A 13,183-nucleotide genomic window follows, 5' to 3' on the forward strand; every position below is an offset into this window, starting at 1 on the left:
CAGAGCCCACTCATCTCAGAGGTCATTTCAAGGAACCTTTCAACAACAGGTAAAGGAAAAGAATGCCGCCGGTGAACTCAATGATCACGCTCAGGGCAGTGGCAAACCCGAACACGCGCTCCAACAGCAGCTGGCCACCTACCAGCGCAATGGCACCGATCAGGACCACTATCGGCAGCAGCCAGGCGTGCCGGAAACCACGGCAGAGCTGATAACCGAGGCTGACCACCAGGAGCCCGAAGAACGTCACCGGGCCCACCAATGCCGTGGAAACAGCCACCAGCAGCGAGCACGCGAGAAGCACCCGCATCACCACGCGCTTGTGGTCCACCCCCACGTTGATGGCCACTTCGCGGCCCAGCGCCAGGACATCCAAGGTATGCCGCATGCGCCACACGCCGATGCACACCAGGGCGATCAGCGCGGCGGAAACAGCCAGCAGTCCCGGGTCCACGTTGTTGAAGCTGGCGAAGAACAGATCCTGGAGGATGATGAATTCGCTGGGTTCCATGAGCCGCTGCAGGAGCGAGGAAAAGCCGCGGAACAAGGTTCCCAGAACAATACCCACGAGCAACAGCAGGTGCAGCGATCGCGTGGCCCCGGTGAACATCCAGCGGTACAGGAATACGCTGAATCCCACCATCAGCAGGATTTCCAGCCCGAACTTGAGCGTTGATGGAGCGGTGGCCAGTGTGGCTGCGCCTGCCACGAACGCCAGTGCGGTTTGCACCAGGATGTACAGCGAATCGAACCCCATGATGGACGGCGTCAGGATCCGGTTGGCCGTCACGGTCTGGAACAACAGCGTGGAAACGCCCACCGCCACGGCTACCAGCAGCATGGCAGAGACCTTGATGGCCCTCCGCGGCAGCACGTAGGCGATGTTGCCTCTAAGATCGATCGTCAGGAAAACGGCAACAAGCACGACGGCGGCAATCGCCAGGATGCCGATGACCAGTCCCGGTGGGGTGCTGCGGATTTTCCCGCGCCAGCGTGCCGGGGCGAACCAGCGTGTGCGCTTGGAAACGGGAGGACCCGGCTCCAGGGATGAGGGAGCCACGAACGTTTCAGGCATTGCGTTTCCTCAAGAGCAGGAAGAGGAACAGGATTGCCCCCAGGACGGACATGACCATCCCTACCGGCACTTCATAGGGGAAGCGGATGGTCCGGCCGATGATGTCGCAGACCAGCACAAACGCTGCCCCGAAGAGCGCGGTCCAGGGCACCGCACGGCGGAGGTTGTCGCCAAAGATCAGGGAAACGATGTTGGGAACCACCAAGCCGAGGAACGGGACTGCACCCACCGTGGTGACTACCACAGCCGAGATCAGCGAGACGATCATCAGCCCCAGCCGCATGGTACGGGCGTAATTCAGGCCCAGGTTGGTGGTGAAGTCCTGCCCCATCCCGGCCACCGTGAAGCGGTCGGCAGCCAAAAGGCCCACCAACACCAGGACAGCCACGATCCACAGCAGTTCATACCGGCCGCGGAGAACGCCGGAGAAGTCTCCGATCATCCAGTTGCTGAGGGTTTGGAGGAGGTCGAACCGGTAGGCAAAGAAGGTAGTGACGGCTGCAATGACGCCGCCCAGCATGATGCCCACCAAGGGAATGAGCAGGGTGTTGCGGGCCGGAAGCCTGCGAAGGATCGCCAGGAAGAGCGCGGTGCCCAGGATGGCAAACACCGAAGCCACCAGCATCTTGGTGAGAATGGGAGAGTCCGGAGCCATCACGGTGACTACCAGGATGCCTAGTGTGGCCGACTCCACGGTGCCCACTGTGGACGGCTCAACGAAGCGGTTCCGGGCCATGAGTTGCATAATCAATCCGGCAACCGCAACCGCCATCCCGGCCAGGACCACAGCCAAGGTGCGCGGCACCCGGGAGACCCAAAAGATTTCCCAGGCACCGGCGTCGTTCGCCAACAAGGCGGGCAGCGAAACATCGCTGACGCCCACGAAGATGCTGCCCACGGCGATCACCAGCACAACGGCAGCAGCCGCAACCAAACGGGCGGTCCCGCCAGTCCGGTTGCGGCTTGCTGCGGCCGTGGGACGCACGGCTGTAGTTGTCACGTCAGGTTTTCAGGTGGTGCAGAAGATCAGGCGACGGACCCGGCCACTGCCGTGACCATGGCCTGGACGTTGTTCAGGCCATAGCCCACGATGTACCAGCCGGCGGGATCGAGGTTGACGATCTTGTTGTTCTTGGCAGCATTGGTGGACTTCACGAGCTCGTTGTCCAGAATCGGGTTGGCAGTGGAGCCTGCGGTGCCGATCGCGGTGTCGCGGTTGATGACGTAGAGGATGTCCGGGTTGGTTTCCTTGATGTATTCGAAGGAAACAGCCTCGCCGTGGGAGCCCTCGCTCTTGACGTCAGCGGCAGTGGGGACGCCCAGGACGTCGTGGATGATGCCAAAGCGTGAGCCTGCGCCGTAAGCGGTGACTTCGCCGCCGGAGGTGAGGACGATCAAGCCCTTTCCGGCCGTAGCAGCCTTGGCCTTGGTGTCGTCAACCGTCTTGTCCACCTCCGCGAGCTTGGAGGCGACTTCGTCTTCCTTCTTGAAGATCTTGCCGAGCTTCTCCGTCTGGGCCTTGAAGCTTTCCATGGGCTTTGCGGCGTCCACGGAGAGATCGATGGTGGGGGCGATCTTGCTCAGTTCCTCATAGGCCCCAGCGGTGCGGCCGGAAACGATGATGAGGTCCGGGGCTGCGGAGCTGACGGCTTCAAAGTCGGGTTCCTTGAGTGAACCAACCTTGGCGTACTTGGCCTCGGAGAACTTCTTCAGCGCTTCCGGGTAGCTGGCCTCGGGGACACCGGTGGGCTCCACGCCGAGCGCGTTCATGGTGTCCAGAACGCCAAGATCGAAGGTGACAACCTTCGCCGGGTTCACGGGAACGTTGGCCGTGGAACCCTGGGCGTGCTCGATGGTGATGGTGCTGGCTTCCTCGGGCTGCGAGGACGCCGTTGCCCCGCCTCCACATGCCGTAACGGTCAGCAAGGCTGCGCCTGCAGCCAGTGCCCCGATGTAGCTCGACAGCCTCTTTTTCACGCCGGTACTCCACTCACTAATAAGTCACAGTTGTGTTGCCTAATTGCTTTTTGACTCTATTAGTAAGGTGAGGCTTACTTCAAAACCGAAAGGCCCTCCAGCGGGTAAAAGTGACCGAAGTCACCTGTTTTTCTCCCGCTGGAGAGCCTTTGTTACTTTCGATCGTCGGATCAGGACTCCGCCTGGCGGTCCTCCACGAGCTTCTGGACCGCCGGGAACAGCGGGTGCGACGCCGTCAGTTCCGTAATGCGCTCGACGGCGGCAGCCGCGTCCAGTTCGGACAGCAACTTGGCGAGCTCCACAGCTTCGTCGTCGTTACCGTCGTCGAAACGCAACGCTGCGGACATCGCTTCAAGGAGAGCCACGGGGGTTACCCCGCGCTCGGCCAACTCGGCAGCGGGACCAACAAAACGTTCATGTCGGCTGAGCTTCCGCAAAGGCGCCCTACCCACGCGGTTCACCGTGTCCGGCAAGTGCGGGTTGGTGAAGCGGGACAGGATTTTCTGCACATAGGCCTCCTGCTCTGCCTCCACAAACCCATGCTTGGCCACCAGCAGTTCCTTGGTCTCCTCCAGGACTGCCCGGACTTTCGCAGCAACAGAGGGGTCCGCCATGGCATCGGAGATCTTCTCCAGCCCGGCCTGGTAACCGAAGTACGCTGCCGAAGCATGGCCGGTGTTCACTGTGAACAGCTTGCGCTCGATGTACGGCCCCAACTCGTCCACGAACGTGGCACCCGGGATCACCGGCGCGTTGCCGGCAAAGGGCGTACGGTCAATGACCCACTCGTAGAAGGTCTCCACCGTCACGTCCAGGCCTTGGCCAGGCGCCTGGTTGGGGACAATACGGTCCACGGCGGTGTTGGCGAAAACTGCGACGGCGTCGAGGTCGCCGGCGGAGTCGTCCCACGCTGCCAGGATCTCCGTGTGCAGGAGGTCCGTGGCATTGATTGCGTTCTCGCAAGCCATGACCTGAAGGGGTGGCAGATCCGCGGGACGGGCGGCCAAGCCGCGGGCAATCACCGGCGCCACGAACTTCAGGATGTGCGGCCCCACAGCAGTGGTGACCACATCCGCCGTCGAGATTTCCTCCACAACCGCGGCTTCCTGCGAGGCGGAATTGAAAGCCCGGAAGCCGGTGACGGTCTTGACCGCCGGGTTTTCGCCTACCTCATGAACCTCGTAACTGCCGGCCGACGCGAGCTGGCTGATCAGCGCGTCCGCCACATCAGCGAACACCACCTCATAGCCGGCCTCGTGAAGCAGCAGCCCCACGAAGCCGCGCCCTATGTTGCCTGCCCCAAAATGGACTGCCTTCACTATGCGTTGACCTTTCCGAACAGCTCCAGCACTTCATCAACCGTGGTTGCTTCCTCCAACTGGGCCACCTGGGCCTTGTTGGTGAAGATCTTCGCAATGGAGGACAGGATGTGGAGGTGTTCATTGTTGAGGCCGGCCACGCCCACCACGAACTTCACTTGCTTGCCGCCCCAGTCAATGCCCTCCGGGTAGCGGATGATGGACACGGCCGAGTGGTTGATGTGTTCCTTGGCATCGTTGGTGCCGTGCGGGATCGCCAGGAAGCTGCCCATGTACGTGGACACCGATTCCTCGCGCTCGTGCATTGCATGGACGTAGCTGACATCAACTGCGCCTCGGTCCAGCAGGAGCTTTCCAGCTTCGTCGATCGCTGCGTCACGGTCACGGGATGTGCCGTTCAGGATCACGCTTTCGCGCAGCAGGACGCCCTTGCCCTGGCTGGCATCACCGTCGACGGCGTTGGCCGGCTCGGCTGCATGCGCACCGTGGGTGGCGGCTGCTGAGGCAGCGGCGGCGGGCTGTGCACCGGCGGTGGGTTCCGTCGTCGTGCCTGAAGCCGCGCCTTCGGTGTTGCTGCTGCGGACCAAGTCAACAATTTCGTCGTACTTGGGGCTGTTCATGAAGTTGTCCACCGAGTAGTGAACGGCGCTGGCCGTCCTCGGCTGGGCGCGTTCGGTCAGGTCCTGGTGAGTGACCACAACGTCATAGTTGTCGTTGAGGTTGGCGATGGCCGAGTTGGTGACCTTGACGTCCGGGAAACCGGCAGCCTTGATCTTGTTGCGCAGGACCGAGGCGCCCATGGCGCTGGAACCCATGCCGGCGTCGCAAGCGAACACGATGTTCCGGACCGGGCGGGTCAGCACGGTTCCTTCGCCGCGGCTGGCTGCGGCGTCACCTGTCAGCGCGGAGGAGACGGAGCTCTTCTTGCCCTTCATGGCTTCCATGCGGGACGTCGCTGCAGAGAGATCGTCCTCGCCCTTGTTCTTGGACGTGCGCAGGATGATTGCGGCGATGAGGAAGGACACGGCCGTGGCCAGGACCACTGCCAGAATCACGCCAACGTAACTGTCACGCGAGGTCTGCGCCAGCACGGCAATGATGGACCCCGGAGCTGCCGGAGCAACCAACCCGGAGTTGGTGATGGCCAGGGTGGCGATACCGGTCATGCCGCCGCCGATTGCAGCGAGGATGAGGATGGGCTTCATCAGGACATACGGGAAGTAGATCTCGTGGATGCCGCCGAGGAAGTGGATGATCGCTGCGCCGGGAGCCGAAGCCTTCGCGGCACCGCGGCCAAAGAACATGTAAGCCAGCAGGATGCCCAGGCCCGGGCCGGGGTTGGCTTCCAGCAGGAACAGGATGGACTTGCCCTGCTCCAGCGACTGCTGAATACCCAGCGGGGTGAGCACGCCGTGGTTGATGGCGTTGTTGAGGAAGAGCACCTTGGCGGGCTCAATGAAAATGCTGGTCAGCGGCAACAAACCGTTGTTGACCAGGAACTCCACAACCTCGCCGGCGCGATCAGTGAACCACTTAACAAGGTAGGAAAGCCCATAGAAGCCGCCCAGCGCCAACGCCGCTCCCCAAATACCTGCGGAGAAGTTGTTGACCAGCATCTCAAAGCCCGGGCGGATCTTGCCGTCCCAGAGGCGATCAATCTGCTTCATGGTCCAGGCACCCAGCGGACCCATGATCATGGCGCCGATGAACATGGGAGAGTCTGTACCCGCGATCACACCCATGGTGGCAATGGCGCCTACAACACCGCCCCTGACGTCATAGACCATCCGGCCGCCTGTGTAAGCGATCAGGATTGGAAGCAGGTACGTGACCATGGGGCCCACGATGCCCACATTTGGCTTGCCCTCGGAGTCGGTACCAAAACCGCCCAGTTCAGCGACTGGAATCCAGCCCTTCTCGATGAAAAGGGCAGTAATAAGGCCCCAGGCGATGAAGGCGCCGATGTTGGGCATGATCATGCCGGACAGGAATGTCCCGAACTTTTGGACACCAACGCGGGCGCTGGTGCGGGGCTTCGCAACGGTCTCTGTTGCCATGTGAATTCCTAACGTGTGTCCCGCTGCGGCGCGGGGTCAGTCGATATAGATCGAGAGAGAACAGCCTTAGGAGCTGCTGGAAATGCGGTGAAGCCACTCAAGGAACAGCTTCAATTCAGAGCTGGAAAGTTGGTCTGAATGGGAGGCCTGCAGTGCCGCATTCAGGGCGATTGCCGCAACAACCACGGACGACTTACCGGAGTCATCCGCTGCGGCGCCACGGGCGGTGTCCGTGGAGACAGCAAAAATCATGGAATCCCGGGTCATCGTTGAGAGCTCGAGATTCCTTTCTTCCACCGGTTCAGCGATCAGCATGAGCGTGACGCCCACGTTGGCGGCCAGAATGCTCCGGGCCGCCTCGCGGGGCGGCACGTTGATCTGACCGGAGATAGCGGCCTTGTTCAGCATTTCTTCCAAAAGCGCCTCAGCATCGGCCACGATTGCCGGGCGGCTTTCCGGCCTGATATTGCCGAACATCACCAGATACAAATGGGGTTGGCTCAGCCCGAACTGGACGTGGTTGTCCCACATCCGCCGGACATCTTCCAAGGGTTCCCCGGACGGTGCAAAATCCCGCTCCCCCGCCACGTACTCTTCAAATCCGGCTGATACGACGGCGTCGAACAGGCCTTCTTTGTCGCCAAAGTGGTGGTAGAGCGTTGGCGCCGTGACCCCGGCAAGCTTGGTGATCTGGCGCGTTGAGACCGCTGACCCCTCCGAATTCGCCAGCAACTCGGCAGCTGCGCGAAGCAACCGAATTTTGGGCGGAAGCTGGTCATCGAAACTCATAACCGCTACCCTAGCACCTATAGCGTTGCTATATGAAGTGGCTCACAAAGGAATTTTGTAGGCTAGTTTTCGAGGCTCCCGGTGCCGTCGCCGGCGGGCCTGAACCAACAAGCAGGAACAGAGGATTCAGTGCAGAATTTCCAAGGAGTAGGGGTTAGCCCTGGCCGCATCATTGGTTCTGTCCGCCAGATGCCCAAGCCGGTGAGTGAACCGCCGTCGGGAGAAAGACTGGCCGCGGACGTCAGTCCGGAAGACGCCGTCGTACGCTTGAAAGCGGCTGCCCAAGCGGTCCATGACGAGCTCAAAGGACGCGCAGACAGCGCTTCGGGTGACGGCAAAGCCGTCCTCGAGGCCACGGCGCTCATGGCCAAGGACACCATGCTCCTGAAATCTGCGGGCAAGCTCATCAACGCCGGATCCTCGCCGGAACGGGCCATCTGGGAAGCCGGCGCATCCGTCTCCGAAATGCTGCACAACCTGGGCGGCTACATGGCCGAGCGCGCCACGGACGTCCTGGACGTACGCGCCCGCATTGTGGCCGAACTCCGTGGCGTTCCCGCGCCGGGCATTCCTGCCTCGGACACGCCGTTCATCCTGGTGGCGGAGGACCTCGCGCCGGCGGACACTGCCACGCTGAATCCCGCCACGGTCCTTGCACTGGTCACCTCCGGCGGCGGGCCGCAGTCCCACACCGCAATCATCGCCCGCTCACTCGGCCTGCCTGCAGTAGTTGCCGCGCACGGCGTTGACACAGTGGCGGACGGAACCGAAGTGTACGTAGACGGCGCCGCCGGCTTCGTAGCCGTTTCCCCCTCTGAGGAGCAGCGCGCCGCTGCCACAGCCTGGGCCGAAACGTCCGCCACACTGGCTGAATTCGACGGAAACGGCACGACGGCGGACGGCCACCTGGTGCCGCTGCTGGCCAATGTGGGCGGAGCCAAGGACGCCGTGGCAGCTGCCGCACTGGGCGCCCAGGGTGTTGGCCTGTTCCGCACCGAGTTCTGCTTCCTGGAACGGGACACCGAGCCCTCGGTGGACGAGCAAGCGGCGGCCTACAAAGCCGTTTTCGATGCGTTCCCGGGCAAGAAAGTTGTGCTGCGCACCCTGGACGCCGGCGCCGACAAACCCCTGCCCTTCCTCACCGATGCCACCGAACCCAACCCTGCGCTGGGTGTTCGCGGCTACCGGACCGACTTCACCACCCCCGGCGTGTTGGAGCGCCAGCTCGAAGCCATCGCGCGGGCAGCCTCGGAATCCGAGGCCGACGTCTGGGTCATGGCGCCCATGATTTCCACGGCCGCCGAAGCCGGACGTTTCGCCTCGCTCTGCGCTGCCGCCGGAATCCAGACACCCGGCGTGATGGTGGAGGTACCTTCTGCCGCTTTGACCGCAGCCACCGTGTTGCGCGAAGTGGGGTTCGCCTCCCTCGGCACCAACGACCTCACCCAGTACGCCATGGCCGCGGACCGCCAATTGGGTCCCCTCGCCGAACTCAACACTCCCTGGCAACCGGCCGTGCTCCGTCTCGTCCAGCTCACCGTTGAAGGTGCGGTGCAGGAAAGCTCCGGCCGCGAAGGCGACCCCAAGCCCGTGGGCGTCTGCGGTGAGGCAGCCGCGGACCCTGCCCTCGCCGTCGTACTGACCGGGCTGGGTGTCACCACGCTGTCCATGACCGCGCGCTCCTTGGCCGCCGTGGGGACCGTGCTCAAAACGGTGACTCTGGAGCAGGCGCAGGAACTGGCCACCCTGGCTCTTTCCGCTCCCACGGCCCTTGAGGCCCGGGACTGGGTGCGCGCCAAGCTTCCCGTGCTCGAAGAACTCGGCCTGTAACTTCTGTTTGTTTCCATCGAAGGAGAAATCCATGCCCGAACGCACAGCCACCATCGCCAGCCGCTCCGGCCTGCATGCCCGCCCCGCAGCATTGTTTGCCGAAGCCGCCGGTGAGCAGCCGGTGGAGGTCACCATTGCCATGCAAGGCGACCCCGCCGATGACGCTCTCGACGCCGCCAGCATCCTTTCGCTCATGACCCTCGGGGCTGCTAAGGGCGACGTTGTTGTGCTGCGGGCCGAGGGCGAGGGTGCCGACGCTGCGCTGGACGCACTGGTGAAGCTGCTGGAGACGGACCTGGACGCGGAATAGTTCCAGCGCCGCCGCCCATTTCGATGGCTTGCTGCGCATAAGACGGCAGGAGTCGTCTAAACCGCAGCGAAGCGTCGAAATGGGCGGCACACTGGGCTCAGGCTAGGCTTCTGCCATGGCATTGATAGCTCCCCGCGTGACGGCCGGCCTGCCCGTTGACGACGCCCGGAATCTGGCACGCTCCCTCCAGGACAGCAACGACATCACGGTGTTCGTCGATGGCACGGTCCACCGCCTGCCGGATGAGGCGAGGGACGCCGTCGTCGACCTCTTGGCGAGACTGAGCCGAGGCGAAACGGTGACGGTCAGCAGCGTGGAGGAAATGCTCACAACATCGCAGGCCGCGGAGCTGGCGGGCATCTCCCACACGTATCTGCGCAACATGACCGATCGCGGGGAGATTCCCGTGGAGTACCGCGGGACGCATCGGCGGATCCGGCAGGCTTCCATCATGGCGTGGCTGGAAACGCAGAAGAAGCAGGCAGAGGAAGCGGACAGCGCCTCGAATGAGGACGACGCGACGCCGTAGCCGGGCTACACATCCAAGCATGCTGTTCAATAGCGGTATGGCAACAAGCTCCCCATCGATCGTTTGGCCCGTGGTGCACCATGAACGCCGTGCCCTGCTGCAGGATCTGGAACCGTTGCCGGCAGCGCAGTGGAAGACGCAATCGTTGTGCGCCGGATGGGATGTCCATGACGTCCTGGCCCATGTGATCGATAGCGCCAAAACCACCCGGCTGAACTTCATTCGCCGCATGATCGCCTCCCGGCTGGACTTTGACCGGGATAACGCCGTGGGTGTGGGTTTGGAAAAGACCGAAGAGCCCGCCCGGACGTTGAACAGCCTGCGTGCTGTGCTTTCGCGGACGTCCGGACCGCCCGCCGGGCTGGCCACCCGTCTGGTTGAGGCGTTCGTTCATGGGGAGGACATCCGCCGCCCACTGGGCATCCGCCGCGACTACCCCGCTGACCATGTGGCCACTGCCTTGGGCTATCAAGTGAGGACTAGCAGGAAAATGGGTGGCGGCAAGGAAATAGCTGACGGCTGGAGCTTGGTGGCCACTGATACGCATTTCCATCACGGCTCGGGTCCGGCCGTTGAGGGCCCCGCCATTGCGTTGCTGCTGGCGGTGTCCGGGCGGCCGATCAGACACGATGAAGTGAGCGGACCTGGCGCTCCGGTGTTCCTGCAGCGTTTGGGAATCCAGTGAAGATACCAAGCACAACCAAGGGTTTGCACTCTGCCGACGTGGAGGTTTTGGGTCTGACCGGACGGATCCTTTGGGCGGAGGGCACGCCTGCGCCGGAACCGGGCACCGAACCCCTGTCCGAGCCCGCGTATATCCTGATCCACGGAATCGGCGTCTCACACCGGTACCTGAAGCGGTTACACGGTGTCCTGGCTGCTAACTCCCCCACTTATTCGCTGGACCTGCCCGGGTTTGGAGGGACGCCGAAGCCCGGCCATCAGCTCTCCGTGGAGGAGTACGGGGCTTTCATTGCTGCAGCCCTGAAGTCCTGCGGGATAGATTCCTACGTGTTGGTGGGTCATTCCATGGGGGCGCAGTTTGCCATCGAAGCGGCGCTGCATGCCCCGGAGCAGATCCGGCAGCTGGTGCTGATGGGGCCTGTGGTGGACTCGCGGCACAAGAACGTTCGCCGGCAGTCCGTGGCGCTCTTCCTTGATGGGTTGCTCCGTGAGAGCCCTTCCTCCAACTGGATTGTCATCTCGGACTACTTCCGGTGTGGGCCCCGCTGGTACCTCGCCGAGCTTCCCGTGATGATGGCGTACCGCACGGAGGAGCGGCTGGCGGGCGTGGGCGTGCCGGTTCTGGTTCTGCGCGGGAGCCGGGATCATGTTGCGGGCCCGGAATGGTCGCTGCGTTTGTCCAGGGCAGTGGCGCAGGGGCGCTTGGCGGAGATTCCCGGCGTGGGGCATGTGGCGCAACATATGCGTCCCCAAGCCGTTGCGGATGCGATCCGGAGCTTCGTCACCGCCACCACTGCGCACCGTTAGACACAAAGGCACGACGTCGGCGCCTGGCGTGGGTGCCGCTTGTCCGGTGGGGCTGCTCCCGGCTAGGCTGACGGAGCAAGCGCATTAGTAAGTTTGCTTACGAAAGGGTTGATCGTGACTGACACAAACTCGAATGAAGAGACCCAGGGCTTCGGCGCTACAGGAGCTACCGGCCCCTACGACACGACGTCCGATGCGGACAGCATCCACGAGGACCCGGACATGCGCCAGGATGAGGACGAAGATCCGGCAGCCTCGGCAAACCCGGACCCGCTGGACGGCAACGTCACAGGGTTGGAGCCCGGCGGCGGAGTTCCGCCAGGAGAAACCCCACCCGCCGAAGGCAGCATGAGCAGCGACCAAGGCCACGAAGAGTAACTACGTTGCCAACCCGCTGTTACGTTGCCGGCCAACAACGTAACAGCGGTCTGGCAACGCCCTAGGTAGCGGACAGCTTCAGGATCTCCCCGAGATCGTACGCAACAGGCTCTTCCAGCTGGGAGTACGTGCAGCTCTCAGGGGTCCTGTCCGGCCGCCACCTGCGGAACTGCGTGGTGTGCCGGAACCTGTCGCCCTCCATGTAGTCGTACGCCACTTCGATCACCAGTTCGGGGCGCAGCGGCACAAACGAGAAGTCTTTGCCTGCACTCCACCGGCTTTGGGCGCCGGGCATCCGTGAACCTCCCGCGGCTTCGTCCTGCTTGGCCCACTCACCCCAAGGGTGCTCGCTGAGTTCAATCCGGTAGGGCTCCAGTTCCGCCACCAAGGCCTCGCGCTTGGCCATGGGGAACGAGGCCACCACCCCCACGTGATGCAGCAGGCCAGTGTCGTCATGGAGGCCCAGCAGCATGGAGCCCACAACCTTCGCGGTCTTGTGCCAGCGGAATCCCGCCACCACGCAATCTGCCGTTCGCTCGTGTTTGGTCTTGAACATGACGCGCTTGTTGGGCTGATAGGCCCCATCCAGCGGCTTGGACAGCACTCCGTCCAGGCCGGCACCCTCCAACTGCACAAACCACTCCTGCGCCCGCTCCAAGTCGGTTACCGCCGGAGTTACGTAGACCGGCGGCTCCGCTTTGGCGAGCGCGCGTTCCAGGATGTTCCTTCGCTCGGAGAACGGCTTGTCCATGAGGTTCTCATCGCCAAGGGCGAGGATGTCGAAGGCAACCATGGATGCAGGGGTCTTCTCTGCGAGCATCCGCACCCGGCTGTCGGCGGGGTGGATCCGCTGCTGGAGCACCTCGAACTCAAGCCGGTTTCCCTCGATCAGGATGATCTCGCCGTCGATCACGCACTTGTCCGGCAGGTTCTTCCTAAGGGCCGCCACTACTTCGGGAAAGTAGCGGGTCATCGGCTTCTCGTTCCGGCTTCCAAGGATGATCTCGTCGCCATCCTTGAAGACGATGGTCCGGAACCCGTCCCATTTGGGCTCGTAGTGCCCAACATCAGGGATGGCCGGAACGGATTTGGCGAGCATGGGCGAGACGGGTGGCATCACGGGCAGGTCCATAGACAATGTCTACCTGCCACTGCACGCCGAAGCTAGTGTTAGGCCATGGATATCTTGCTCGTGTTGGCCGCAGTGTTGGGCGTTCCGGCCTTGCTGGCGGCGCTCTGGTACTGGTCTTCACGGCACAACAAGCGAGGGAACGTTCGGCGGGGAGCTACCGGGGGCATGCTGGGGGTAGTGGATGAGATCTTTCGGCCGGAGACCCATCAGGCAGTGCAGATCCAGAAGATTCAGCAGGAGTTGCCTGCGCCCGCACCGGCCCCGAAGCCTAAGTCATAGAACCCTGCCGCTTGGGC

Annotated in this window: 14 protein-coding genes; 7 read left to right on the forward strand and 7 right to left on the reverse strand. The window is 62.9% G+C overall.

Annotated elements, in window-relative coordinates:
* Window positions 1-22: 22 nt before the first annotated feature.
* The 6 genes from ABI796_RS18590 to ABI796_RS18615 form a co-directional block, all read right to left on the reverse strand.
* Complete coding sequence (locus tag ABI796_RS18590) at window positions 23-1,075, reverse strand: iron chelate uptake ABC transporter family permease subunit (protein WP_218028012.1); 1,053 nt, start codon at window positions 1,073-1,075, stop codon at window positions 23-25.
* A complete protein-coding gene (locus ABI796_RS18595) occupies window positions 1,068-2,075 on the reverse strand; it encodes an ABC transporter permease (RefSeq protein WP_141283830.1) in 1,008 nt (335 codons plus the stop codon). Before ABI796_RS18595 ends, ABI796_RS18590 begins: the two co-directional genes overlap by 8 nt.
* A 26-nt stretch (window positions 2,076-2,101) precedes the next feature.
* Window positions 2,102-3,052: a siderophore ABC transporter substrate-binding protein gene (locus ABI796_RS18600; RefSeq protein ID WP_141283829.1), complete on the reverse strand. Its 951-nt coding sequence runs from the start codon at window positions 3,050-3,052 to the stop codon at window positions 2,102-2,104.
* A gap of 170 nt (window positions 3,053-3,222) precedes the next feature.
* The gene (locus ABI796_RS18605; RefSeq protein ID WP_141283828.1) at window positions 3,223-4,371 is read right to left on the reverse strand and encodes a mannitol-1-phosphate 5-dehydrogenase; all 1,149 of its coding nucleotides are present in this window, start codon (window positions 4,369-4,371) and stop codon (window positions 3,223-3,225) included.
* A complete protein-coding gene (locus ABI796_RS18610; RefSeq protein ID WP_141283827.1) occupies window positions 4,371-6,428 on the reverse strand; it encodes a PTS mannitol transporter subunit IICBA in 2,058 nt (685 codons plus the stop codon). The genes ABI796_RS18605 and ABI796_RS18610 overlap by 1 nt, the downstream gene beginning before the upstream one ends.
* Window positions 6,429-6,494: 66 nt before the next feature.
* The gene (locus ABI796_RS18615) at window positions 6,495-7,217 is read right to left on the reverse strand and encodes a TetR/AcrR family transcriptional regulator (RefSeq protein ID WP_014923084.1); all 723 of its coding nucleotides are present in this window, start codon (window positions 7,215-7,217) and stop codon (window positions 6,495-6,497) included.
* Window positions 7,218-7,346: 129 nt separating this feature from the next.
* On the opposite strand from ABI796_RS18615, the gene ptsP reads away from it, so the two are divergent.
* The 6 genes from ptsP (at window position 7,347) to ABI796_RS18645 (ending at window position 11,755) form a co-directional block, all read left to right on the forward strand.
* Window positions 7,347-9,047 (forward strand): phosphoenolpyruvate--protein phosphotransferase, encoded by a 1,701-nt coding sequence (gene ptsP / locus ABI796_RS18620; protein WP_141283826.1) that lies wholly within the window; start codon window positions 7,347-7,349, stop codon window positions 9,045-9,047.
* Window positions 9,048-9,078: 31 nt separating this feature from the next.
* Window positions 9,079-9,357 carry an HPr family phosphocarrier protein gene (locus tag ABI796_RS18625; RefSeq protein WP_141283825.1) on the forward strand — a complete coding sequence of 93 codons (279 nt, stop codon included), beginning with the start codon at window positions 9,079-9,081 and terminating at the stop codon, window positions 9,355-9,357.
* 115 nt (window positions 9,358-9,472) lie between these two features.
* Window positions 9,473-9,886: a helix-turn-helix domain-containing protein gene (locus ABI796_RS18630; protein WP_141283824.1), complete on the forward strand. Its 414-nt coding sequence runs from the start codon at window positions 9,473-9,475 to the stop codon at window positions 9,884-9,886.
* Between the two features lie 19 nt (window positions 9,887-9,905).
* Window positions 9,906-10,571, forward strand: a complete 666-nt coding sequence (locus tag ABI796_RS18635) for a maleylpyruvate isomerase family mycothiol-dependent enzyme (RefSeq protein WP_141283823.1) — start codon at window positions 9,906-9,908, stop codon at window positions 10,569-10,571.
* Complete coding sequence (locus ABI796_RS18640) at window positions 10,568-11,377, forward strand: alpha/beta fold hydrolase (RefSeq protein WP_246095804.1); 810 nt, start codon at window positions 10,568-10,570, stop codon at window positions 11,375-11,377. Before ABI796_RS18635 ends, ABI796_RS18640 begins: the two co-directional genes overlap by 4 nt.
* A 114-nt stretch (window positions 11,378-11,491) precedes the next feature.
* Window positions 11,492-11,755 carry a DUF6480 family protein gene (locus tag ABI796_RS18645; RefSeq protein ID WP_246095803.1) on the forward strand — a complete coding sequence of 88 codons (264 nt, stop codon included), beginning with the start codon at window positions 11,492-11,494 and terminating at the stop codon, window positions 11,753-11,755.
* 61 nt (window positions 11,756-11,816) lie between these two features.
* On the opposite strand, the gene ABI796_RS18650 is transcribed toward ABI796_RS18645, so the two are convergent.
* Window positions 11,817-12,887, reverse strand: coding sequence for an ATP-dependent DNA ligase (locus tag ABI796_RS18650; protein WP_141283821.1), 1,071 nt, complete (start codon window positions 12,885-12,887; stop codon window positions 11,817-11,819).
* Window positions 12,888-12,932: 45 nt separating this feature from the next.
* Between ABI796_RS18650 and ABI796_RS18655 the strand changes: the two genes are divergently transcribed.
* Complete coding sequence (locus ABI796_RS18655; protein ID WP_141283820.1) at window positions 12,933-13,166, forward strand: hypothetical protein; 234 nt, start codon at window positions 12,933-12,935, stop codon at window positions 13,164-13,166.
* The last annotated feature ends 17 nt before the right edge of the window (window positions 13,167-13,183 follow it).

The sequence above is a fragment of the Paenarthrobacter aurescens genome (assembly GCF_041549525.1).
GTDB lineage: Bacteria > Actinomycetota > Actinomycetes > Actinomycetales > Micrococcaceae > Arthrobacter > Arthrobacter aurescens.

Bases quoted from the DNA above. Each gene is read 5' to 3' on its own strand.
- ABI796_RS18615 (WP_014923084.1), bottom strand. From the start codon at position 7,217: ATGAGTTTCGATGACCAGCTTCCGCCCAAAATTCGGTTGCTTCGCGCA.
- ABI796_RS18625 (WP_141283825.1), top strand. From the start codon at position 9,079: ATGCCCGAACGCACAGCCACCATCGCCAGCCGCTCCGGCCTGCATGCC.
- ABI796_RS18610 (WP_141283827.1), bottom strand. From the start codon at position 6,428: ATGGCAACAGAGACCGTTGCGAAGCCCCGCACCAGCGCCCGCGTTGGT.
- ABI796_RS18650 (WP_141283821.1), bottom strand. From the start codon at position 12,887: ATGGACCTGCCCGTGATGCCACCCGTCTCGCCCATGCTCGCCAAATCC.
- ABI796_RS18630 (WP_141283824.1), top strand. From the start codon at position 9,473: ATGGCATTGATAGCTCCCCGCGTGACGGCCGGCCTGCCCGTTGACGAC.
- ABI796_RS18590 (WP_218028012.1), bottom strand. From the start codon at position 1,075: ATGCCTGAAACGTTCGTGGCTCCCTCATCCCTGGAGCCGGGTCCTCCC.
- ABI796_RS18655 (WP_141283820.1), top strand. From the start codon at position 12,933: ATGGATATCTTGCTCGTGTTGGCCGCAGTGTTGGGCGTTCCGGCCTTG.
- ABI796_RS18635 (WP_141283823.1), top strand. From the start codon at position 9,906: ATGCTGTTCAATAGCGGTATGGCAACAAGCTCCCCATCGATCGTTTGG.